Raw genomic sequence first — 21,648 nt, forward strand, 5'->3', positions numbered from 1 at the left:
GCGAGGCGATGTCGGAGGGGCGACGTACCGTGTCTGCATGCGGATCCTGCACACCTCCGACTGGCACATCGGACGCACCTTCCATGGGCACCCGACCCTCGACGCGCTGCGCGGCGTGCTCGACGCGCTCGTCGCGCAGGTGCGCGAGCACGCTGTCGACGTGGTCATCGTCGCGGGCGACGTCTTCGACTCCGCCGCGCCCTCGGCCGCGTGCTACCCGCTGCTCTCCCAGACCCTGGCCGCATTGGCGGACACGGGCGCGCGCGTGGTCGCCACCAGCGGCAACCACGACTCGGCTGCCCGACTGGGCTTCCAGTCCGCCCTGCTGCGGGAGGAGATCACGGTCGTCACCGACCCGACCACCATCGGAACGCCCGTGACATTGACCGACGAGCACGGTCCCGTGCACGTGTACGGCATCCCCTATCTCGAACCCGCGATCGTGCGGCACCTGTGGAGCGGCGTCGAGCTGCGTAGTCAGGCGCAGACCATGGCGCACGCGCTCGAGCTGGTTCGCGCCGACCTCGCGGAGCGCGGCGGACGCTCGATCGTCGCAGCCCACTGCTTCGCCGCCGGCGTCGAGGCCACGCCCGGGGTGGAACGCGAGATCCGCCAGGGCGGTCTAGACGTCGTGCCGCTCTCGGCCTTCGACGGTCCCGACTACGTCGCCCTCGGACATATCCACGGTCGGCAGCAGCTCTCCGATCGCGTGCGGTACGCCGGCGCTCCGCTGCACTACAGCTTCGGCGAGGCGGGCAAGCCGCGCGGGTCCTGGCTCGTCGAGCTCGGCGCGACGGGCCTGAGCTCGGTCGAATGGCTCGAGCTGCCGGTGCCGCGTCCGCTCGTCACGCTGCGCGGCCGGCTCGACGACCTGCTCGACGACCAGCGCTTCGATGGGCACGACGAGCACTGGGTGCGGGCGGAGTACACCGACGCCACGCCGCAGCCCGACCCGATGCGTCGCCTGCAGACCCGGTTCCCCTGGTGCGCCACGGTCGTGCACCTGCCCCACGAGACCCTCCCCGACGACGGGGCCGGCTACGCCCGGCGCGTCCGCGCCGCGCGCGACGACGCCGAGGTCATCGACGCGTTCCTGGTGCACGTCCGCGAGGGCGAAGGCGCGTCCGACGCGGAACGCTCGCTCATCCGCGAGGTGCTCGACGCCCGCGCCGTGGCGGAGGCCCGCGCATGAAGCTGCACCGTCTCGAGCTCGAGGGGTTCGGTCCGTTCCTCGAGACGCAGGAGGTCGACTTCGACGCCTTCTCCGCCGACGGCATCTTCCTCATCACCGGGCGCACGGGAGCCGGCAAGTCCAGCGTTCTCGACGGCGTCTGCTACGCGCTCTTCGGCGGCGTCCCGCGTTACGACGGCGCGGAACGCCGCTTGCGCAGCGACCACTGCGGTCCCGACGACTCGACCCGGGTGACCCTCGAATTCAGCGCCGACGGAGAGCGCTGGCGGGTCACGCGCTCACCCGAGTTCGAGCGCCCGAAGCGCCGCGGTGGCGGCACCACGAAAGAACCGCACCGCGCCCTGCTCGAGCAGCTCGCCCCCGAGGGGTGGACGGGTGTCGCCGCCCGACCCGTCGATGTCGGCACGCGCCTCGACGAGATCCTGGGGCTCAGCCAGCAGCAGTTCCTCCAGGTCATCCTGCTCGCGCAGAACCGCTTCGCCCGCTTCCTCCTGGCCAAGAACGACGAGCGGCTCTCGCTGCTGCGTACGCTCTTCGGCACCCGGTCCTTCGAGCAGTACGCCACCGAACTCGATGAGCGCCGCAAACGCGCGCACGAGCGCCTCGCGGCCGAGGGCGTCGAGGTGTCGACCCTCCTCGACGAGGCCGAGCGCCTGGCCACCGAGCTCGACGACGATCGCGCCACCGAACCCGACGAGAGCGTTCCGACCGGCGTTACCGCCCGTCTCGCGCGGGTCGTCCGGGCGGTGGAGCGGGCCGCGTACCGGGTCGACACCCTCTCGCTCGAACGTGGCGACGCCGACGCCCTCCTCGATGCGGCCCTCGCCGCCGAGCGCGAAGCGACGGCGCTGCGCGAACGGCAGCTCGAACGGGTGAGCGTGCGCACGCGTCTCACCGGTCTCGAGGGGGAGGCCGCGGTGATCGCGGAGGCGCGCCGAGAGGCCACCGCCGCGAACGAGGCCGAGGCGATCCGTTCCGCCCTCGACGCCGCGGCCGGTGCGGAGCGCGAGCGCGCCGAGGCCGAGCGTCGCCACGAGATCGCCCTCGAGCGGGCCGAGCAGGTCGACGGCCCGCTCGAGCTCGAACGACTGACCGCCCGTGACGACGAGCTCACCGCCCTGCTCGCACGGGGCGAGGCGGCTCTGCTCGCCGAACGAGAACTGGCCGTCATCGATGCCGAGACGCAGCGGCTGCAGACCCGCGTCGACGACCTCGACGCCGAGCGGCGGACCCTCGTCGAGGGGCGCGCCAACGTCCCCGAGGTGCTGCGCGTCTGGGACGAGCGACTCGCCGCCCTCTCGGGTGCGGACGCCCGCCTCGTCGCCGTGCGGGCACGTCTCGACGACGCTCGACGTCGTCGGGATGCCGCACGCCAGGCGGAGAAGCTGCTCGCCGCCCGCGATCAGGCGGATCTGACGTCGCTCGTGCGCGCCGACGAGCTGCAGCGCGCCGTCGAGGCGTGGTCGACGCTGCTGCGTCGGCGTCTCGCCGGCGCGGCTGTCGAACTCGCCCACGACCTCGTCGACGGAGAGCCCTGCGCGGTGTGCGGCGCCATCGAGCACCCGCGCCCCGCGCGCGGCGAGGAGGAATCCGTCACCGACGACGAGATCACCGCCGCCGAGGAACGCAAGAACACCGCCGCCGAAAACGACCGGATGGCCGCGGATGCTGCGCGAGTGGCACGCGACGACCACACGCTCGCCGCCGCGCGTGCGGGCGGAGACGACGTGGCGACCTCGGCCGCGCGGGTCCTCGCCGCCGAGGAAGAACTCGCCGCTGCCGAGGCCGAGGTGGACGAGTACGAGCGGGTGCGGGCCGAACGCGCCCGCGCGGTCGACCTCGACGTCGCGATCGGGGAGCGCATCGAGACCGTCACCGCGCAGCTCGCAACCGCCCGGCAAGAGCTCGCGCTGTCTGAGCAGCGCGGACAGGCGCTGCGCGAAGACGTCGCCCTCGCTCGCGGTGATTCCGCTTCGGTCGCGGCGCGTCAGGGTGATCTCATCGCGCGCCGCACGGCGGTGAGAGAGCTCGTGGCCGCCCGCTCCGAACGGGACGCGGCCGTCGAGCGGCACCGAGCGGCCGCCGACGCGCTCGCCGCACGGATCGCCGAGAGCCCGTTCCCCGACTCCGCGGCCGTCGTGGCCGCCCTGCGGACCGCCCCCGAGCGCCGCCGTCTCGATACCCTCATCGCCGAGCACGAGGCCGCCCTGGCCTCGACCCGTCGACGTCTGCTCGAGCTCGAACTGCAGCTCGTCGACGCCGGCGAAGATCCGGTCGACCTCGAGCCCTTCGCCGCTGCCGTCGCCGATGCCCGCTCGCGCGTCCAGCGCGCCGCCGCCGCGCACGCGGCCGCCGCCGCGCTCGCCGAGAGACTGCGCTCCCTCGCGGAACGCGCGGATGCCGGACACGCCTCCGTCGCCCTGCTCGCCGACGAGCACGCGATCGTCGCGCGTCTCGCCGACACCCTCGCGGGTCGGGCACCGAACACCCGGCGCATGACCCTCGAGACGTTCGTGCTCGCCGCCGAGCTCGAAGAGATCGTCGCCGCCGCCAACCTCCGCCTCGAGCACATGTCGTCGGGGCGCTACCGCCTCCAGCACACCGACGCCCTCGCCGCGCGCGGCGCCGCCAGTGGGCTCGGACTCGAGGTCATGGACGCCTTCACCGGCCAGTGCCGGCCCCCGCAGTCGCTGTCCGGCGGAGAGACCTTCCTCACCTCGCTCGCCCTGGCCCTCGGTCTCGCCGAGGTCGTCACGGCGCGGGCGGGTGGCATCCGGCTCGACACGCTCTTCATCGACGAGGGGTTCGGTTCGCTCGACGACGACACCCTCGACCTCGCCATGCGCACCCTCGACGAGCTGCGGCAGGGCGGGCGCACGGTGGGCGTGATCAGCCACGTCGCCTCGATGAAAGACCAGCTGCCCGCGCAATTGCACGTCACCGCGACGCCCCGGGGGCCGAGCATCATCCGTCAGAACGAGGGCGCCGCGCTCGTCTGACCGCGCGCCGTGAACCCCCGTCTAGGCTGTTCGCATGCGCAAGAGCACCCTGTGGACCATCCTCGGCGTCGTCGTCGCGGTGATCATCGCATGGATCCTCGTCAACGTGCTGTTCTCGCTGATCGCCTTCGCGTTCCGTCTCCTCGCGGTGGCGGTCGTCGCTCTCGTCGTCTTCGTGATCCTGCGCGCCGTCTTCGCGCGCCGCGACGTCGACTGAGCCGAGGCGCGCCCGCCCGGCGCAGCACCGTCCCCTGACCCGGCTCGCGCCGTCCGCGCCACCCCGCCCGACCCGGGCCACGCCGTGCCGCCCGCCCCGCGGCGCGCGTAGCGCCCTCCGGCCCCGCGCTGCGCGTAGCGCCCGCCCGCCTCGGCGCAAGCCCGGCGGCGGTGTCGGATGCCCGGAGTAGCGTCGCAGCCGATGCCAGACAAAACGCCCACCGCTTCGAACCCCGCCCACCCTGTCACGCGCGACATCGTCCTGTCACCGTCGCACCGCTGGAGGGCGTACTGGGTCGCGGTCGCGGTCGCGGCGCTGACCATCCTCGACCTCACCAAGGTCAACGTCGCCCTGCCCTCCATCGAGGCGGCCCTGGGCGCCGGTCCCACCGAGCTGCAGCTCGTGGTGTCCGGTTACATCCTGACGTTCGGCCTCGTCCTCGTCCCCGCCGGCCGTCTCGGCGACCTGCGCTCCCGGCGCGTGCTGTTCCTCGTCGGTCTGTCTCTGTTCCTCGTGACGAGCCTCGCGTGCGCTCTCGCCCCCAACACCGCCGTGCTCCTCGCCGCCCGCCTCCTGCAGGGCGTGGCGGCCGGCATCCAGATGCCCCAGGTGCTGGGACTCGTGCAGCAGCTCTTCCAGGGCAAGGAGCGCGGTCGCGCGTTCGGTCTCTTCGGGGCGACGATCGGCATCGCGACCGCGTTCGGTCCGACCCTCGGCGGCCTGCTCATCGCCATCGGCGGAGACACCGACGGGTGGCGGCTGATCTTCTGGATCAACATCCCGCTCGTCGCGATCGTGATCGCGCTCGCGGCGTGGCTGCTGCCCGACACGCGGACGAAGTCGCGCCGACGCCTCGACCTCGACCCGGTGGGCGTGGTGCTGTTCGCCCTCACGATCCTCGCGCTCATGTGGCCGTTCCTGTTCACCACCGGCAGCCCCGACGACGATCCCGACCGATGGTGGTTCCTCGTGGCATCCGTGGTCTTCGCGGCCGCCTTCGTGTTCTGGGAACGCCGCTACGCCGAGCGCGACCGGATGCCGCTGATGCCGTTCTCGATCTTCTCGCTGTCGTCGTACCGCAATGGGGTGCTGATCTCGACGGCGTACTTCTCCGCGGTGCCGGCGATGTTCCTGCTGGGAACGTTGTACCTGCAGGGCGGGCTGGGGCTCGAGCCGGTGTTCGCGGGCATGGTGACGATCGGCTTCGCGATCGCGTCCGCCTGGAGCTCGTGGATCGGCGGCAATCTCGTCACGCGTCTCGGGCGGCCCCTCGTGGTGTGGGGCATCCTCGGCATGGTCGCCACCGCCGGCGGCCTCGTGCTCGTCGCCCTCTTCACCGCGCCGGAGTGGACGCCGTGGGCGATGGCGGGGGTGATGGTGCTCGGCGGATTCGCCGGCGGGCTCGTCATCTCGCCGAACCAGACGCTCACCCTCGCCGACATCCCCGTGCGCAGCGGAGGTGTCGCCGGTTCGGTGGGTCAGCTCGGCCAGCGCATCGGAACGGCGGTGGGAACGGCGATCGCGCTCGCCCTGTTCTACGCCACCGTCTACCGCGAGCAGGGCACCGTCAGCGACACGGTCGTGCTGTACCACGACGCCTACGCGTCGGGCATGATCACGGTCGGCGTCTTCCTCGGCCTCGCTCTGATCGTCGGCGTCGCCGACCTCGCCGGCCGTGCCCGGTCGGGATCGCAGACCCCCTAGACCGCGACGCGCCTCAGATGCCGTAGCGGGTGCGCAGCTCCGCGCGCAGCGTGTGGCTGCAGCGCTCGACGACGACGTCCCACAGCTCGGTGGCGCCGTCCTGCGCGCGATCCGACACCGCACGCAGGATGCGGATGGGCACGCCGAACTGCTGGGCGACCCAGATGAGCGCGTACGACTCCATGTCGACCAGGCTCGCTCCGAGAGCTCGGATGAGGGCGACGGTGTCGGGGTCGTCGACGAAGTGGTCGCCCGTGGCGATGACCAGTCCGTCGTGTCCGGTGTCGACGCGGGCGGGGAGCGAGACGTGCTCGCCGAAGGTGCCGTCGAGCCCCTTCACGTCGTGCTGGATGGCCCCCGCGATGTCGTAGACCCCGCCCTCGACGGCGTCGTCGATGGCACCGGCGGTGCCGATCACGACGATCTCGTCGTAGGTGCCCGTCGCGAGGGCGCGTGTCAGGGCGAAAGCCGCGGGGATCTTCCCTACCCCGGTGAGCAGCCGCTCGAATCCGGGGATGTCCGCCTCGAAAGCGACGAGTTCGGATGCATGGGCGGCGACGAGGAGCTTCACCCGACCATTCTCGCCGACGGCGCACCCGCCCCCGGACGCGAGGAACGCCCGCCGCCCCGTTGCCGCCCTCGGGGCGTCACGGCAGCGGCGGGCGTTCCCCCCGACGGTCTCAGCCCTGGGCCGGCTCGGATGCGGCCGAGAGGCGGGCGATCTCGTCGCCGCTCAGATCGAGGGACGCGCTGGCGAGGAGGTCGGCGACCTGCTCCACCTTCGAGGCGCTCGCGATGGGGGCGGCCACGGTCGGCTGCGCCCGCAGCCACGCGAGGGCGGTCGTGGCGATCGACGCACCGTGCGCGTCGCCGACCTCCTCGAGCGCGTCGATCAGGGCGAGTCCCGCGGGGGTGGCGAGCTTCGCGGCGCCTTCTGCGCGGGGCGAGTCGCCCGTGGCATCCGCCGACCGGTACTTGCCGGTGAGGAATCCGCTGGCCAGGGCGTAGTACGGAACGAGCGACATGCCGTACTGCTCGGCGACGGGGACGATGTCGCGCTCGACCTCGGTGCGGTGCACGAGGTTGTAGTGGGGCTGGATCGCGACCGGGAGGTCGGCCCCGGCGGCCTCGGCGAGCGAGATCCACTCGCGGATGCGCGCGGCGGTGTAGTTCGACACCGCGACGTAGCGCACCAACCCGTCGGACACGAGATCGGCGAAGCCGGCGACGGTCTCTTCGAGGGGGGTGTCGGCGTCGTCGAAGTGCGCGTAGTACAGGTCGATGGCCTCGACACCGAGGCGCGTCAGCGACGCCTCGGCAGCGGCCCGGATGTTCTTCGCGCTCAGTCCCCGGAACTCGGGGTGCTGGCTGACCTTGGTGGCCACGACGATGTTCTCCGGCTTGCGGGAGGCGAGCCATTCGCCGATGAGCGTCTCGCTCTCACCGCCCGAGTTGCCGGGCACCCACGCGCTGTACGCGTCGGCGGTGTCGATGAAGTCGCCGCCGCCCGCGTGGAAGGCGTCCAGCACCGCGAACGAGGCGTCGCGGTCGGCTGTCCAGCCGAACACGTTCCCGCCGAGCGAGAGGGGGAGGATGTCGAGGTCGCTGCGTCCGATACGCGTCATGATGCCCTTCCGGTGGAGATTCGGTGACCTCCGGCACAACGACGTGCCCGGCGGCGGGATTCCCGGACGCGCCGTTCAGCTGCCGCCGGACAGGATTCCCGGTTCGCGCCGCTCGCAAGCCGCCGGACAGGATTGCCGAGACGCGCGGCTCAGCTGCCGCCGGAAAGGATGCCGACGAGCCCGCTGATCAGCAGCCACAGGCCGACACCGGCACCCGCGAGCCAGATGACCACCGTTCCCGGCGGGTACTTCTTCTTGCCGCCGTCGCGGCCGTCGGGCGCGCTCACGTGCGCACCATCATGATGATCGAGACGACGAGCACGGCGAGACCTCCGACGACGGCGATGGCGGCGATGACGGGCCCGCCACCGGAGAGGAAGGCCGTCACGCCGAGGGCGAGGAACAGCACGGCCACGACGATGCCCACGACCTGGTAGATCCGATAACGTCGGTCGGCGGTCGTCGTCTTCTGATCGGTCACGCTGCCCCCTTCCGCCCCAGGCTATCGAAAAGCGCCGGCGCTCCTGCGCCGGTGTGGACGAATCCGCCCCGCGGCGACCGATCCCGGCGTACCGTGTTCGCATGGTGCGCCCCGTTCCCGATCCCGTCCGCCCCGGCCAGGAATCCGTGTGGGACTACCCACGCCCGCCGCGCGTCGAGCGCGTGGCCCGGCGTGCCCAGATCGACTTCGGCGGTCGGCGCATCGTCGACACCGACGACGTCGTGCGGGTGCTCGAGACGAGTCACCCGCCGGTGTACTACCTGCCGATCGCCGCCTTCGGCGACGCGCTCACGCTGGGCGACGGGGCGTCGTTCTGCGAGTTCAAGGGCGGCGCGCGATACTTCGACGTCCACGGCGGCGGGGGAGCGGTCGCGCCGCGCGCCGCGTGGAACTACCCCCACCCCATGCCGGGGTACGAGATCCTCGAGGATCGGGTCGCGGTGTACGCCGGCCCGATGGACCGCGTCGTGCTCGGCGGCGAGACGGTCGTCCCTCAGCCCGGGGGGTTCTACGGCGGGTGGGTGACCTCCGACCTCGCCGGCCCGTTCAAGGGGATCCCGGGCTCGATGGGGTGGTGACCGCTCCCGCGGTCGTCAGCGCCCCTCGAACGCCTGGGGCACCGCCGCGTGCAGCTCGGCGAGCCACGCGCGCGCGTTGCCGTCGGAGGGGGCGCGCCAATCCCCTCGCGGCGACAGCGAGCCCGCCGGCGACACCTTGGGGCCGTTCGGGATCGCTGACCGCTTGAACTGGGCGAACCCGAAGAACCGCTGCAGGAAGACCTCGAGCCACCTCGCGACGGTGACGAGGTCGTACGCCGGGCGCTCGCCCTCGGGGTACCCGGCCGGCCACGTGCCGGCATCCGGATCCGACCAGGCGTGCGCCGCGAGGAACGCGATCTTCGATGGACGGAATCCGAAGCGCAGCACGTGGTGGAGCGAGAAGTCGTGCAGGTTGTACGGTCCGATCCGGTCTTCGGTGGACTGCATGCGCCCGTCCTGGCCGGCGGGAACGAGCTCGGGGCTGATCTCGGTGTCAAGCACGGATCGGAGCACCTCGACGGTGGCAGGGCTCAGCTCGCCCGCCGAGATCACCCAGCGGATGACGTGCTGGATGAGCGTCTTGGGGATGCCCGGGTTGACCGAGTAGTGGCTCATCTGGTCGCCGACGCCGTAGGTCGACCACCCCAGGGCGATCTCGGACAGATCGCCCGTGCCGACGACGATGCCGCCGCGCTGGTTGGCCAGGCGGAAGAGGTAGTCGGTGCGCAGGCCCGCCTGCACGTTCTCGAACGTGACGTCGTGCACGGGCTCGCCGGCCGCGAAGGGGTGCGCCATGCGCGCGAGCATCTCGGATGCCGCGGGCCGGATGTCGATCTCCTCGATCGTGGCCCCGACGGCCTCGGCGAGGGCGATGGCGTTGCGCTTGGTCTTGTCGCTCGTGGCGAATCCGGGCAGCGTGAACGCGAGGATGTCGCTGCGCGGACGCCCCATGCGATCCATCGCGCGAGCGATCACGAGAAGGGCGTGGGTGGAGTCGAGGCCGCCGCTGACGCCGAGCACCGGCTTGGGGTCGCCGATCGCCTGGAGTCGTTGGACCAGGCCCGACACCTGGATGTTGAACGCCTCGTAGCAGTCCTGGGCAAGTCGGGCGGGGTCGTCGGGTACGAACGGAAACCGGTCGACAGCGCGACGCAGACCGATGTCGGCCGCGGGCGGCGCGAGCTCGAACGACACGATGCGGAACTCCGGCGCGGTCGAACGGCGGTTGTCGTCGAACGTGCCCTGGCGCAGGCGATCCTGGCGCAGACGGTCGAGATCGACGTCGGCGACGGAGCGGCGCGGACCGTCGGGGAAGCGCTCGGTCGTGGCGAGGAGCTGCCCTCCCTCGTAGATCATGGTCTGGCCGTCCCAGGAGACGTCGTTGGTGGACTCGCCCTGACCGGCCGCGGCGTACGCGTACGCCGCGAGGCAGCGCAGCGACTGCGACTGCGACAGCAGCGAGCGGTCGTCGGCGCGCCCGATCGTGATGGGGCTACCCGACAGGTTGGCGAGCACCGTCGCCCCCGCCAGGGCGGCGCCCGAGGACGGCGGGATCGGCACCCACACGTCCTCGCACACCTCGGCGTGCAGGGTGAGCCCGGGCACGTCGACGGCGTCGAACAGCAGGTCGGGGCCGAAGGGCACCGTCTCGCCGAGGAGCGCGATGTGCTGGCCCGTGCGGTCGTCGCCGCGCGCGTACCAGCGGTGCTCGTAGAACTCGCGATAGGTCGGCAGGTACGACTTGGGTGCGACGCCCAGAATGCGGCCGCGGTGGATCACGACGGCGCAGTTGAAGAGGCGGTTGCCGTGTCGCAGCGGCGCGCCGACCAGGAGGACGGGAAGGAGATCGACGGATGCCGCCAACAGCCGCCCCAGCGCCGTCTCGACGGCGTCGAGCAGCGGATCCTGCAGGACGAGATCGTCGATCGCGTAGCCGGTGAGGCAGAGCTCCGGGAAGACCGCCACCGCCACGCCCTCGGCATCGCACGCGCGGGCGGAGTCCAGGACGGCCTCGGCATTGGTGGCCGGATCGGCGACCGCGACGGGGATGGTGCAGGCGGCGATCCGGGCGAAGCCGTGCCGGTAGACGCTCTCGAACGGCAGATCGGTGATCACGGATCCAGTCTGTCAGGACCCTCCGCCCCCGGCGCATCCCGGTTGCGCGACCGGGACCGCTGTGGACGGATCGCACCGATGTCGGTGGCCCCGGTTAGCGTGGGACACCATGCGGTACATCGAACAGGACGGGCGGATCGTCTGGAGCGCCAGCGATCTCAAGGCGGCGGCCGAGTGCGAGTTCGCCTGGCTGCGGGCGATCGACGCGAAGATCGGCCGCATCGCCCCCGTCGACGACCCCGAAGACGCCACCCTCGAACGCGCGGCCCGTCTCGGCACCGCCCACGAGCTCCGGGTGCTCGACGACTACCGCACCCGCTTCGGCGACGCCGTGCGTGAGATCCCCGCGGCCCGCTCCTCCGATGCCGACGCGCTCGCCGAGTCCGTGCGTCTGACCGATGCCGCTCTGGCCGACCCGTTCGCCGAGGTCGTCTATCAGGCGGCGTTCGCGACCGACGAGTTCGTCGGCTTCGCCGACTTCCTCGTCCGCGCCGACGAGGCCGGACCCGACGGCGTCCGCCCCTGGATCGTGCAAGACACCAAGCTCGCCCGGCGGGCGCGGGTCACCGCGCTCATGCAGCTCGCGGCGTACGTCGATCAGCTCGACCGGCTGGGCGTCGCTCGTGCCGACGAGGTGCAGCTGCTCCTCGGCGACAGCAGCACCAGCACCCACCGTGTCGACGACCTCCTCCCGGTCTTCGGATTGCGACGCGAGCGCTTGCGAGCGCTGATCGCCGACCGCCGAGTCGAAGAGGGAACGGCCGGCGCCGTCATCTCCTGGGGCGACGGCCGCGGCGATCTCGGCGTCGTCGCGTGCGGACGCTGCGCGACGTGCGAACTCGAGGTCGTGTCGCACCGCGATCTTCTCCTCGTCGCCGGCATGCGGCCGGTCCAGCGCGACCGGCTGCGCGCGGGCGGCATCCGCACGATCGACGATCTCGCCGCTGCCGCCTCACCCCCGGCCGCGATGAGCGCCGACACCTTCGCCTCCCTGCGCACGCAGGCCCGTCTGCAGCTCGACAGCCCGGCGGGGGTCCCTTCAGCAGACGCCCCCGAACACGCCGTGCCCACCTTCGAGGTGGTCGCGCCCACCTCGCTCGGCGTCCTGCCGCGGCCCGATCACGGCGACCTCTTCTTCGACTTCGAGGGAGATCCGCTCTACACCGAGGGGCGCGGCGAACAGTGGGGCATCGACTACCTCTTCGGCTGGGTCGACACCCGCGAGGTCTACGGGGCGCTCTGGGCGCACACCTTCGACGAGGAGCGGGCGGCGCTCGAGCGCTTCCTCGACATGGTGGCGCTGCGTCGTCGGCAGTACCCCGACATGCACATCTACCACTACGCCCCGTACGAGCCGACGCACCTGCTCACGATGGCGGCCCGGTACGGGGTGCGCGAGGCCGACGTCGACCGCCTGCTGCGCGACGGCGTCTTCGTCGATCTGTACCCCGTCGTGCGCCGCGCGCTGCGCGTCGGATCGCGGTCGTACTCCATCAAAAAGCTCGAACCGCTCTACATGGGGGCCGAGGTGCGCACGAGCGACGTGCAACGCGGCGACGACTCGATCGTGAAGTACGTCGAGGCCCGGGCGCTCGCGGCCGACGGCGACGCCGAGGGCGCGCAGCGCGTGCTCGACGACCTCGCCGACTACAACCGCTACGACTGCGTCTCGACGCGCCGCCTGCGCGACTGGCTCGTCGACCGCGCGCGCGAGTCCGGAGCCGTTCCGGCCCGCGGCGCCGAACCCGACGAACAGGCGTACGAGCCCTCGACGCGCGCGACCTCGCTGCAGCGGTGGGCCGCCGATGCCACCCAGCCCGATGCGACCGCGCTGCGTCTCGCCGCCGCCGCGATCGACTACTACCCGCGCGAAGAGAAGACCTACTGGGCCACGCACTTCCTGCGCCTGCGCGAGCCGGTGTCGGTGTGGGAAGAGACGCGCGACGTCGTCGTGGTCGACGCCGCTCGCTCCCGGGTCGTGGCCGACTGGCACTTCGCCGAATCGGGGCGCGGCTCCGAGCGCCGCCTCGTCGAGCTGCGCGGCGAGCTCGCTCCGGGCACTCGCCTGAGCGTGGATGCCGAGCCCTTCGCCGTCTACGACCTCCCGGCGCCCTTCCCGCTCGACGTCCGCCCGCGCTGGATCCACGGCGCGCGACGGGTGACGGTGCGCGAGGTGCTCGACGACGGGGCGATCGTCGAGGAGATCGCCGCCGACGGCGTCACGTGGGACGAGCTGCCTCTCGCCCTCACCCCGCCGGCCCCGCCGCGCGCCGGCAACCAGCAGAAGGCCATCGATGCCTGGGCCGACGCGGTGCTCGCCGCGGCTCCCCGCATCCCCGAGGGGGCGGCCGCCGACATCCTGCGCCGGGTGCCCCCGCGAACGCGCACGGGGACCCTCGCCCCGGTGGCCTCCGTCGACGGCGCCGCCGGCGACGACGAGGTCGCCGCCATCGCGCGCAGCGTCGCCGATCTCGACCACAGCTACCTCGCCGTGCAGGGCCCTCCGGGGACGGGCAAGACCCACGTGGGCTCGCACGTCATCGCGCGTCTCGTCGCCGAGCGCGGCTACCGCATCGGCGTGGTGGCGCAGTCGCACGCGACGATCGAGCACATGCTCGATCAGGTCATCGCGGCCGGGGTACCGGCATCCCGGGTCGGCAAGGCCCCGAAAGACGCGAACGCTTCCCACGCGTTCACGGTCCTGCCCAAGAACGGCGTCGCCGCCTTCACGAACGAGAACGCCGCGCACGGCTTCGTCGTCGGCGGGACCGCGTGGGACTTCAGTCACGAGGCCCGCATCCCGCGGGGGAGTCTCGACCTGCTCGTGATCGACGAGGCGGGGCAGTTCTCCCTCGCCTCGACGATCGCCGTCTCGCTCGCTGCGCAGCGCCTGCTGCTGCTGGGCGACCCGCAGCAGCTGCCGCAGGTGAGTCAGGGAACGCATCCCGAGCCGGTCGACACGTCGGCACTGGGGTGGATCATCGACGGGGCCGAGGTGGTGCCGCCCGAGCTCGGCTACTTCCTCGCACGGACGCGCCGGATGCACCCGGCCGTGGCCGAGCCGGTGTCGCGTCTGTCGTACGAGGGACGCCTCGCGGCCCACCCCTCGACCGCCCTGCGCCGACTAGAGGGGGTCGAGCCGGGCGTGCACGTCGTCCCCGTGCGCCACCGCGGCAACTCCACGTGCTCGATCGAAGAGGCCGACGAGGTCGCGCGTCTGGTCGCCGAGCTCGTCGGACGCGAATGGATCGGCGCCGAGGGCGGCGCGGGCGACTCCGCGACGGTGTGCGAGGCACGAGCGCTCCGCCCCGACGACGTCATCGTCATCACGCCCTACAACGCCCAGCAGGTCGCCGTCGAGGAGGCCCTCGCCGCGGCCGGTCTCGCCGACGTGCCGGTGGGGACGGTCGACCGTTTCCAGGGCAAGGAGGCCGTGGTCGCGATCCTCACCATGGCGGCGTCATCCGGTCGGGAAGCCCCCCGGGGTCTGGAGTTCCTCCTGCTGCGCAACCGCATCAACGTCGCGATCTCGCGTGCCATGCAGGCCGCGTACGTCGTGTACTCGCCCGCGCTGCTCGACGACCTCCCGCGCACGCCCGAGGGCGTGGCGCGCCTGAGCGGTTTCGCCCGCCTCGTCGACGCGAGCGCCGTGCGCCAGGCTCAGGCCGTGCCGTAGAGGCGGTCGCCGGCGTCGCCGAGACCGGGCACGATGTAGCCCTTCTCGTTGAGGCGCTCGTCGACGGCGCCGAGCACGAGGGTGACGTCGTGCCCCTCGACCTGCTTCTCGATCGCGGCGACGCCCTCGGGCGCCCCGAGCAGGCAGATCGCGGTGACGTCCTGTGCCCCGCGGGCGAAGAGGAAGTTGATCGCGGCGCCGAGGGAGCCGCCGGTGGCGAGCATCGGGTCGAGGACGAAGCACTGACGGTCGCTGAGGTCGTCGGGGAGGCGCTCGGCGTAGGTCGTCGGCTCGAAGGTCTCCTCGTCGCGGACCATGCCGAGGAAGCCGACCTCGGCGGTCGGCACCAGGCGCACCATGCCCTCGAGCATGCCCAGGCCCGCGCGGAGGATCGGCACGACGATCGGGCGGGGCTCGCTGATCTTCACGCCCATCGTCGTGGTGACGGGGGTCTGGATCTCGATCGGATCGACGCGGACGTTGCGGGTCGCCTCGTACGCGAGGAGCGTCACGAGCTCCTCGGTGAGCTGACGGAACACCGGCGACGACGTCTGCACGTCGCGCAGCACCGTGAGCTTGTGGGTGATGAGGGGGTGGTCGGCGACGTGGACACGCATAGGCTCAAGGCTAACCGCTTCCCCCGTCCCCCTCAGCCTCGTTCATCGGAGCCGCGTGATCCCGACCGCCCCCGACCTCGCCGCGATGCGGCGGGCGTTCGCGCTCGCCGACGCCGCGGCGGCCGACGGCGACGTGCCCGTGGGCGCGGTCGTGATCGACGCCGAGGGGCGCGTCATCGGCGAGGGCCGCAACCTGCGCGAGGCGACCCACGACCCCACCGCGCACGCCGAGATCGTGGCGTTGCGGGAGGCGGCATCCCGGATGGGGACGTGGCACCTCGCCGACTGCACCCTCGTGGTCACCCTCGAACCGTGCGTCATGTGCGCGGGGGCGATCCTGCAGGCGCGGGTGCCCCGGGTGGTGTTCGGATCGTGGGATGCCAAGGCCGGTGCCGCGGGGAGCATGCACGACCTGCTGCGCGACCGTCGGCTGCCGCATCGCGTCGAGGTGATCGGCGGCGTCGAGGAGGAGCAGGCGACGGCTCGACTGACGACGTTCTTCGAGCAGCGGCGCTGACCGCTCAGCGCGGCAGCAGCGGCAGGACTTCGGCGCCGATCTGGTCGGCGTGATCGACGTCGCGGAGGTCCATGAGCTGGAAGTACACACGCCCGGCACCCAGCGTGCGCAACCGCTCGACCTTCTCGGCCACCTGCTCGGGCGTCCCGATGATGTTCGCCCCGTCGTCGAACTCCTCGCGGGTGCGCCCGATCGCTTCGAGGCGGCGCTCGATCTCGGCGTCGTCGGAGCCGACGACGGTGGGGAGCGCGACCGAGAGCTTCAACGTCGAGGGGTCGCGGTCGATCGCCCCGCACGCGGCGCGCACCACCGCGAACTTCTCGGCGACGACGTCCTCGGCGACGAAGCCGATGTTGAATTCCGTCGCGTACCGCGCGGCCAGCGCCGGGGTGCGCTTCGGTCCTCCGCCGCCGACGATCACGGGCACGGGGGACTGCACGGGCTTCGGCAGCGCCGGCGCCCGATCGAGGCGGAAGTGCTCGCCCTCGAACGTGAAGGTCTCGGCATCCGGGGTCGACCACAGACCCGTCACGACCTGCAGCTGCTCCTCGAGGAGGTCGAAGCGCTTGGCGGGGAAGGGGATGCCGTACGCCTCGTGCTCGCGCTGGAACCAGCCGGTCCCCAGGCCCAGCTCCACGCGCCCGCCCGACATCGCGTCGACCTGGGCGACCTGGATCGCGAGGATGCCGGGCACGCGGTACGTCACCGACGAGACCAGGGTGCCGAGGCGGATGCGCGAGGTCTCGCGCGCGAGACCGGCCAGCGTCGTCCAGGCGTCGGTCGGTCCGGGGAGCGGATCGCCCTCGCCCATGCGCAGGTAGTGGTCGGAGCGGAAGAAGCCGTCCAGCCCGTGCCGTTCGGCCGAGCGCGCGAAGGCGAGCTGGTCGTCGTAGGTGAAGCCCTGCTGGGGCTCGGTGAACAGGCAGTACTCCACGTCGTGGCTCCCGGGGGTCGCGGTGTCAGTCGGCCGAACGCAGGATGATCGCCTCGGTGGGCGGCGCCGGATCGGCCGGGCGGCCGACGTATCCGATGTGCTCGAGCAGGGCCCGGCGGAACTGCGCGGGACGCTCGAGGTGCACCGAGTGACCGGCTCCCTCGACGGCGACCTCGGTCACCGCGCCGCCCGCGGCCGCGTACGCGTCGAGGACGTCGCGGGTCTGCGAGACCATGGGCTGCGCGGGGGCGACGTCGGCACCGGGCCAGTCGGGGATCACGCCCAGGGCGCCCAGGTGGTGGGGGTCGGAGAACGACGCATCGGAGACGACGGCGTCCGCGGTGCCTCGGATCCACAGGATCGCGGGCTTGCGCTCGAGGTCGACGATCCCCGAGACGTCGAAGTACTTCGGTGCGAGCGTGTTCAGCACGCCGGTGGTGCCGGGCGCGAAGCCGGGCCACGTCGAGGTCGCGACGACGTCGCCCGGGTAGTTCCCGCCGGCGGTCGAGGTGGAGAGCATTGCCTCGACCCACACGTCCTCGTGCTCGCTCTCGTACCCGGGGGCGACGTAGGTGGAGCGGAAGACCGACCGCGGCGACGTCGGGGCGTCGGCGGAAGTGTCGTGGTCGATCAGGCGCTGCACGAAGTCGGGGTTCGCCGTGCCGGCGCCGACGCCCGCATCCTCGTCGTTCACGCGCGAGCCGTCGCGGCGGGTGCCGCCGAAGCCGTAGGGCGAGACGGGCGCCTGCAGGGTGAGCGAGCGCACGGGGTGCTCGAGGGCGTACTGCAGCACGACGGCGCCGCCCAGCGCCCAGCCGACCAGGTGCGCATCGGCCGCGCCCAGCGCGTGCAGGGCGGCGAAGAGATCGTCGCTGAAGTCGCGCACGCCCCGGGTCGCGTCGATGGGCGAGTGCTCCGTGCGGCCGAAGCCGCGCAGGTCGACCGCGAGCACGCGCAGGTCGCTCGGGAGGTCCTGCATGATCTCCTGCCACAGCAGCGAGGAGGCGACGCTGCCGTGCACGAACACGACGGTCTGGTCGGGGGCCGTGGCCTCGTCGTCGCCGACGCGTTCGAGCACGTTGACGCCCAGCCGGTCGGTCTCGACCAGTCGGGCGCGGATGCCGTCGAAGAGAGTCATGGGAGGTCCTCCGTGTCGCTCGCCGGTGCCCCGGTACACCGCGTCTTGAGCCTAACGCGCGCCCCTCGGAGAAGCACTCGGGCTTGTCCGAGGCGCGGGGCGCAGTTCATAGACTGAGGCGCATGACGGATGCCACGACCTCCCTCCCCCCGATCGCGATCATCGGTGCGGGCTCGATGGGCGGAGCGATCCTCCACGGGCTCGTCGCCGCGGGGCTGACGGGCGGGGGAGTCACCGCGACGAACCGCACGGGCGCCAAGGCGGCGGAGCTCGCCGGGCTCGAGGGCGTGACCAGCATCGCGCTCGAGGAGGAGCCCGACGGCAACGCCCGTGCCGTGGCCTCCGCCGACATCGTGCTCGTGGGCGTCAAGCCGGCGATGGTGCCCGACCTGCTCGACGAGATCGCGCCCCACCTGCGCCCCGGCGCGATCGTTGTGAGTCTGGCGGCCGGCGTCACCCTGGCCACCTTCGCGCGCCACCTGGGCGACGAGGTCGCGACGCTGCGCTCGATGCCGAACACCCCCTCGCTCGTCGGCAAGGGCGTCACCGGTCTCGCCGCCGGAGGCGCCGCCTCGGCGGACGACCTCGCGGTGGTGCGCCGGCTCTTCGAGACCGTGGGCTCGGTCGTGGAGGTCCCCGAGGCGCAGATCGACGCGCTGTCGACCATCTCCGGTTCCGGACCCGCCTACGTGTTCCTCCTCGTCGAGCACTTCACCGCGGCGGCCGAGCGCATGGGCTTCGACCACGACCAGGCGCGACTGCTCGCCGAGCAGACCTTCATCGGGGCGACCGCTCTGATGGCATCCGCCGACGTCGAACCCGCCGAGCTGCGCCGCCGCGTCACCAGCCCCAAGGGCACGACCGAGCGGGCCGTCGCGGTCCTGCAGGACGCCCGTCTCGACGACACGTTCACCGAAGCCGCCGAAGCCGCCCTCGCCCGGGCGAAAGAGCTCGCCGCCGGGAGCTGACGTGCGTCTGCGCTTCTCGGGACCGATCTGGTACTGGCGCGGTCCCGCACCGTTCCACTTCGTCACCGTGCCCGCCGCCGAGGCCGCGCTCATCGCCGGGATCGCCCCCGTCGTCACCTACGGCTGGGGCATGATCCCGGCATCCGTCACGATCGGCGCGACGACCGTGACGACCTCGCTCTGGCCGAAGGACGGCGGCTACGTCGTCCCGGTGAAGAAGGCGCTCCAGGATGCCGAGGACCTCGGCGTCGACGACGAGGTCGAGGTCGTCCTCGACATCGACGCCTAGCGGTCGAGGGCCGCGAACCGCTCGATGTCGCTGTTGGTGCCCGACACGATGATGAGGTCGTGGTTGGTGACCACGGTGTTCGCCTCGGCGTAACGGAACGGGCGACCGGGACTCTTCACCCCGACGACGGTGACGTTGTACTTGGTGCGGACGCCGGATTCGTTGAGCCCGACCCCGCGCACGAGCCGCGGCGGGTACATCTTGGCCAGGACGAAGTCGTCGTCGAAGCGGATGAAGTCGAGCATGCGACCGCTGACGAGGTGCGCGACGCGCTCGCCGGCTTCGGCCTCGGGGTAGATGACGTGGTTCGCGCCGACGCGCGCCAGGATCTTGCCGTGCGACTGCGAGACGGCCTTCGCCCAGATCTGCGGCACCTTCAGGTCGACGAGGTTCGCGGTGATGAGCACCGAGGCCTCGATCAGCGAGCCCACGGCCACCACCGCGACCTGGAAGTCCTGAGCGCCGATCTGACGAAGCGCGTCGATGTTGCGGGCATCGGCCTGCACGGCGTGCGTGACGCGCTCGGACCACTTCTGCACGAGCTCGAGGTTGCCGTCGACGGCGAGCACCTCGCGGTCGAGCCGGTCGAGCTCCCCGGCGCAGGCGGCGCCGAAGCGGCCGAGCCCGATCACCAGGACGGGCGCGTCGCTGCGAATCCGTTCAACCAACGATCGGCCTTTCCACCGGCAGCGCGTACAGCTGCGAACGAGAAGACGCGGCGACCGCCGCGGCGAGAGTCACAGTACCAATGCGCCCCATGAACATCGTCGCCGCCAACACGTAGACGGCGGAATCGGGCAGCTCGGCGGTCAGGCCGGTCGACAGCCCCACCGTGGCGAAGCCGGAGATGACGTCGAACAGCACGTACTCGATGGGCGCGTTGGTGATGCGGCTGATGATGACGGTCGACAGCGCCACGATGGTCGCGCCCCACGCCACGACCGACAGGGCCACGCGCTGCACGTCGCTCGGGATGCGACGGCCGAACGCCTGCACCGAGGGGCGACCCTTCGCCTCGGACCACACCGCCAGCGCCAGGACCGCCAGGGTCGTGACCTTGATGCCGCCGGCGGTGGATGCCGACCCCCCGCCGACGAACATGAGCATCGACCCGACGATAAGCGTCGCGCCGTTGAGGTCGCCGATGTCGATGACGCTGAACCCGCCGGACCGCGTCATCGCCGACAGGAAGAAGGCCTGGAAGGTGGTGTCCCAGGCGTCCATGCTGCCGAAGGTGAGGGGGTTATCGTATTCCAGCAGCAGAATGACGCCCGCGCCGGCGACGAAGAGCACCACGGTGGTGATGATCGTCAGCTTGGCGTGCAGCGACCACAGACGGAACCGCCAGTAGTGCCGCCACAGCGTGAAGATGACCGGGAAGCCGATCGATCCGAGGAAGACGCCCAGCATCAGCACGCTGAGCAGGAAGTAGTCCTTCGCGAACGGGGTGAGTCCGTCGGCGTTGGGGACGAACCCGGTGTTCGTGAACGCCATGGCGGCGTAATACGGCGCCTCCCACAGAGCCACCAGTGGGTCGATGCCGCCGATGACGAGCGACGGGTAGATGAGGACGGTGAGCGCGGCCTCGATGACGAGCGTCGACAGCGCGACGGTGCGCAGCAGCTGACCGACCTCGCCCAGGCGCACGGTCTGGCCCTCGTTGACCGGCCCGCCGTGCGCACGCAGCGGGTTGCTGTCGCCGGCGGCGATGAGCTTGGCGCGCAATCCGAGCCGCTTGGAGATGACCAGCCCGAGGATCGACGCGAGGGTGAGCACGCCCAGCGCGCCGACGTTGACCCCGATGTAGGTGATGACGTGGCCCAGCGGCGACCACTGCGTGTACATGTTCACCGTCGACAACCCGGTGACGCAGATGGTCGACACCGCCGTGAAGACGGCATCCGCCAGAGGGACGCGCTGTCCGTCCGCCGACGCGGCGGGAAGGGAGAACAGTGCGGTGAAGAGCAGGATGAGCGTCGCGAAGACGAGGACCGCGAAGCGCGCGGGAGAGGCTGTCGTGAGATTGCGCATGCGGTCCCATGCCTCGTAGGCGATGCGCCGCAGTCGCGTCGACAGTCGCGCCTCATTGGGCGTCGCCGCCATGCGCCGCTCCTCTCGGTGACCGAACCCTCATGGTACTCGGGCCATGGAGCCCGCTAATCTGATGCCATGGCGGACATCTTCGACGTGATCGCTGACGGGACGCGTCGCGACATCCTTCAGCTGCTGCTCGATCGGGTGACCGGTGGAGAGCGCGGCACGAGCGTCTCGCAGATCGTGGCCGCATTGGGTGTGAGCCAGCCCACGGTCTCGAAGCACCTCAAGGTGCTGCGCGAGGCCGAGCTGGTCTCGGTCCGCGAAGAGGGTCAGCATCGCTACTACAGCCTCGCCGTCGCCCCGCTCGACGAGGTCGACGACTGGCTCGTGCCCTTCTTCTCGGTGGATGCCGAGAACGAACCGGCCCTGCCGGAGTCGGCCGTCCACGCGGCCGAGGTCGTCGGCCGGGCTGCGGCCTCCGTCAAGCACTCCTTCTCGACGGCGCTGCGTAAGCTCCCCGGGCGGTGAGCCGATCGGATGCCGCTTGCGTACGGCATCCGGAATGCACATTCGTCACAA

The 21,648-nt window shown here is 71.7% G+C and carries 20 protein-coding genes; 10 read left to right on the forward strand and 10 right to left on the reverse strand.

The genetic code is table 11. The features are described 5' to 3' along the window. Positions 1–37 precede the first annotated feature (37 nt). The 4 genes from Q9R20_RS09355 (at position 38) to Q9R20_RS09370 (ending at position 6,112) form a co-directional block, all read left to right on the forward strand. Entirely contained in the window at positions 38–1,192 is a 1,155-nt protein-coding gene (locus Q9R20_RS09355) for an exonuclease SbcCD subunit D (RefSeq protein ID WP_311249094.1), read from the forward strand. Continuing rightward, positions 1,189–4,191, forward strand: coding sequence for an SMC family ATPase (locus Q9R20_RS09360; RefSeq protein ID WP_311249096.1), 3,003 nt, complete (start codon positions 1,189–1,191; stop codon positions 4,189–4,191). Before Q9R20_RS09355 ends, Q9R20_RS09360 begins: the two co-directional genes overlap by 4 nt. 34 nt (positions 4,192–4,225) lie before the next feature. After that, entirely contained in the window at positions 4,226–4,408 is a 183-nt protein-coding gene (locus Q9R20_RS09365) for a hypothetical protein (protein ID WP_295840315.1), read from the forward strand. Between the two features lie 201 nt (positions 4,409–4,609). Then, complete coding sequence (locus tag Q9R20_RS09370; RefSeq protein ID WP_311249097.1) at positions 4,610–6,112, forward strand: MFS transporter; 1,503 nt, start codon at positions 4,610–4,612, stop codon at positions 6,110–6,112. A 13-nt stretch (positions 6,113–6,125) separates the two neighbouring features. Here Q9R20_RS09370 and Q9R20_RS09375 read toward each other — a convergent pair whose 3' ends face one another. The 4 genes from Q9R20_RS09375 to Q9R20_RS09390 form a co-directional block, all read right to left on the reverse strand. Continuing rightward, the gene (locus tag Q9R20_RS09375) at positions 6,126–6,683 is read right to left on the reverse strand and encodes a nucleoside phosphorylase (RefSeq protein WP_311249098.1); all 558 of its coding nucleotides are present in this window, start codon (positions 6,681–6,683) and stop codon (positions 6,126–6,128) included. Between the two features lie 109 nt (positions 6,684–6,792). Beyond that, positions 6,793–7,737: an aldo/keto reductase gene (locus tag Q9R20_RS09380; RefSeq protein WP_311249099.1), complete on the reverse strand. Its 945-nt coding sequence runs from the start codon at positions 7,735–7,737 to the stop codon at positions 6,793–6,795. Between the two features lie 149 nt (positions 7,738–7,886). Then, complete coding sequence (locus Q9R20_RS09385; RefSeq protein WP_311249100.1) at positions 7,887–8,024, reverse strand: hypothetical protein; 138 nt, start codon at positions 8,022–8,024, stop codon at positions 7,887–7,889. Then, the gene (locus Q9R20_RS09390) at positions 8,021–8,218 is read right to left on the reverse strand and encodes a hypothetical protein (RefSeq protein ID WP_311249101.1); all 198 of its coding nucleotides are present in this window, start codon (positions 8,216–8,218) and stop codon (positions 8,021–8,023) included. The genes Q9R20_RS09385 and Q9R20_RS09390 overlap by 4 nt, the downstream gene beginning before the upstream one ends. A gap of 101 nt (positions 8,219–8,319) precedes the next feature. Here Q9R20_RS09390 and Q9R20_RS09395 point away from each other — a divergent pair, with 101 nt between their 5' ends. Continuing rightward, positions 8,320–8,817, forward strand: coding sequence for a DUF427 domain-containing protein (locus Q9R20_RS09395; RefSeq protein WP_311249102.1), 498 nt, complete (start codon positions 8,320–8,322; stop codon positions 8,815–8,817). Positions 8,818–8,832: 15 nt separating this feature from the next. Here the strand turns inward: Q9R20_RS09395 and Q9R20_RS09400 are convergent, their stop codons facing one another. Next, complete coding sequence (locus Q9R20_RS09400; RefSeq protein WP_311249103.1) at positions 8,833–10,893, reverse strand: NAD(+) synthase; 2,061 nt, start codon at positions 10,891–10,893, stop codon at positions 8,833–8,835. Positions 10,894–11,002: 109 nt separating this feature from the next. Here Q9R20_RS09400 and Q9R20_RS09405 point away from each other — a divergent pair, with 109 nt between their 5' ends. Next, positions 11,003–14,569: a TM0106 family RecB-like putative nuclease gene (locus Q9R20_RS09405; RefSeq protein WP_311249104.1), complete on the forward strand. Its 3,567-nt coding sequence runs from the start codon at positions 11,003–11,005 to the stop codon at positions 14,567–14,569. On the opposite strand, the gene upp is transcribed toward Q9R20_RS09405, so the two are convergent. Next, entirely contained in the window at positions 14,554–15,186 is a 633-nt protein-coding gene (upp, locus tag Q9R20_RS09410) for a uracil phosphoribosyltransferase (protein ID WP_311249105.1), read from the reverse strand. The genes Q9R20_RS09405 and upp overlap by 16 nt on opposite strands. 85 nt (positions 15,187–15,271) lie before the next feature. Between upp and tadA the strand changes: the two genes are divergently transcribed. Then, positions 15,272–15,703: a tRNA adenosine(34) deaminase TadA gene (tadA, locus tag Q9R20_RS09415; protein ID WP_311249448.1), complete on the forward strand. Its 432-nt coding sequence runs from the start codon at positions 15,272–15,274 to the stop codon at positions 15,701–15,703. A gap of 4 nt (positions 15,704–15,707) precedes the next feature. On the opposite strand, the gene Q9R20_RS09420 is transcribed toward tadA, so the two are convergent. Together Q9R20_RS09420 and Q9R20_RS09425 are read right to left on the reverse strand one after the other, a co-directional pair. After that, on the reverse strand, positions 15,708–16,637 hold the full coding sequence (locus tag Q9R20_RS09420) for an LLM class F420-dependent oxidoreductase (RefSeq protein WP_311249106.1): 930 nt from the start codon (positions 16,635–16,637) through the stop codon (positions 15,708–15,710). Between the two features lie 25 nt (positions 16,638–16,662). After that, positions 16,663–17,775, reverse strand: a complete 1,113-nt coding sequence (locus Q9R20_RS09425) for an alpha/beta hydrolase (protein ID WP_311249107.1) — start codon at positions 17,773–17,775, stop codon at positions 16,663–16,665. Positions 17,776–17,897: 122 nt separating this feature from the next. On the opposite strand from Q9R20_RS09425, the gene proC reads away from it, so the two are divergent. Together proC and Q9R20_RS09435 are read left to right on the forward strand one after the other, a co-directional pair. After that, positions 17,898–18,743, forward strand: coding sequence for a pyrroline-5-carboxylate reductase (gene proC, locus Q9R20_RS09430; RefSeq protein ID WP_311249108.1), 846 nt, complete (start codon positions 17,898–17,900; stop codon positions 18,741–18,743). 1 nt (position 18,744) lies between these two features. Then, the gene (locus Q9R20_RS09435) at positions 18,745–19,032 is read left to right on the forward strand and encodes a DUF1905 domain-containing protein (RefSeq protein WP_311249109.1); all 288 of its coding nucleotides are present in this window, start codon (positions 18,745–18,747) and stop codon (positions 19,030–19,032) included. Here the strand turns inward: Q9R20_RS09435 and Q9R20_RS09440 are convergent. Both Q9R20_RS09440 and Q9R20_RS09445 read right to left on the reverse strand, forming a co-directional pair. Beyond that, complete coding sequence (locus tag Q9R20_RS09440) at positions 19,029–19,700, reverse strand: TrkA family potassium uptake protein (protein WP_295840330.1); 672 nt, start codon at positions 19,698–19,700, stop codon at positions 19,029–19,031. The genes Q9R20_RS09435 and Q9R20_RS09440 overlap by 4 nt on opposite strands. Beyond that, positions 19,693–21,063, reverse strand: a complete 1,371-nt coding sequence (locus tag Q9R20_RS09445) for a potassium transporter TrkG (RefSeq protein ID WP_311249449.1) — start codon at positions 21,061–21,063, stop codon at positions 19,693–19,695. Before Q9R20_RS09445 ends, Q9R20_RS09440 begins: the two co-directional genes overlap by 8 nt. Positions 21,064–21,201: 138 nt before the next feature. Here Q9R20_RS09445 and Q9R20_RS09450 point away from each other — a divergent pair, with 138 nt between their 5' ends. Beyond that, the gene (locus Q9R20_RS09450) at positions 21,202–21,597 is read left to right on the forward strand and encodes a metalloregulator ArsR/SmtB family transcription factor (protein WP_311249110.1); all 396 of its coding nucleotides are present in this window, start codon (positions 21,202–21,204) and stop codon (positions 21,595–21,597) included. The last annotated feature ends 51 nt before the right edge of the window (positions 21,598–21,648 follow it).

The organism is Microbacterium sp. PRF11, from assembly GCF_031844085.1.
In the GTDB taxonomy this organism is placed as follows: Bacteria; Actinomycetota; Actinomycetes; order Actinomycetales; family Microbacteriaceae; genus Microbacterium.

What these genes read in the sequence shown, in the direction of transcription:
- Q9R20_RS09405 (WP_311249104.1), top strand. Translation starts at nt 11,003, where the DNA reads ATGCGGTACATCGAACAGGACGGGCGGATCGTCTGGAGCGCCAGCGAT.
- Q9R20_RS09355 (WP_311249094.1), top strand. Translation starts at nt 38, where the DNA reads ATGCGGATCCTGCACACCTCCGACTGGCACATCGGACGCACCTTCCAT.
- Q9R20_RS09380 (WP_311249099.1), bottom strand. Translation starts at nt 7,737, where the DNA reads ATGACGCGTATCGGACGCAGCGACCTCGACATCCTCCCCCTCTCGCTC.
- tadA (WP_311249448.1), top strand. Translation starts at nt 15,272, where the DNA reads ATGCGGCGGGCGTTCGCGCTCGCCGACGCCGCGGCGGCCGACGGCGAC.
- Q9R20_RS09370 (WP_311249097.1), top strand. Translation starts at nt 4,610, where the DNA reads ATGCCAGACAAAACGCCCACCGCTTCGAACCCCGCCCACCCTGTCACG.
- Q9R20_RS09360 (WP_311249096.1), top strand. Translation starts at nt 1,189, where the DNA reads ATGAAGCTGCACCGTCTCGAGCTCGAGGGGTTCGGTCCGTTCCTCGAG.
- Q9R20_RS09450 (WP_311249110.1), top strand. Translation starts at nt 21,202, where the DNA reads ATGGCGGACATCTTCGACGTGATCGCTGACGGGACGCGTCGCGACATC.
- Q9R20_RS09395 (WP_311249102.1), top strand. Translation starts at nt 8,320, where the DNA reads ATGGTGCGCCCCGTTCCCGATCCCGTCCGCCCCGGCCAGGAATCCGTG.
- Q9R20_RS09445 (WP_311249449.1), bottom strand. Translation starts at nt 21,063, where the DNA reads ATGCGCAATCTCACGACAGCCTCTCCCGCGCGCTTCGCGGTCCTCGTC.
- Q9R20_RS09365 (WP_295840315.1), top strand. Translation starts at nt 4,226, where the DNA reads ATGCGCAAGAGCACCCTGTGGACCATCCTCGGCGTCGTCGTCGCGGTG.
- upp (WP_311249105.1), bottom strand. Translation starts at nt 15,186, where the DNA reads ATGCGTGTCCACGTCGCCGACCACCCCCTCATCACCCACAAGCTCACG.
- Q9R20_RS09425 (WP_311249107.1), bottom strand. Translation starts at nt 17,775, where the DNA reads ATGACTCTCTTCGACGGCATCCGCGCCCGACTGGTCGAGACCGACCGG.
- proC (WP_311249108.1), top strand. Translation starts at nt 17,898, where the DNA reads ATGACGGATGCCACGACCTCCCTCCCCCCGATCGCGATCATCGGTGCG.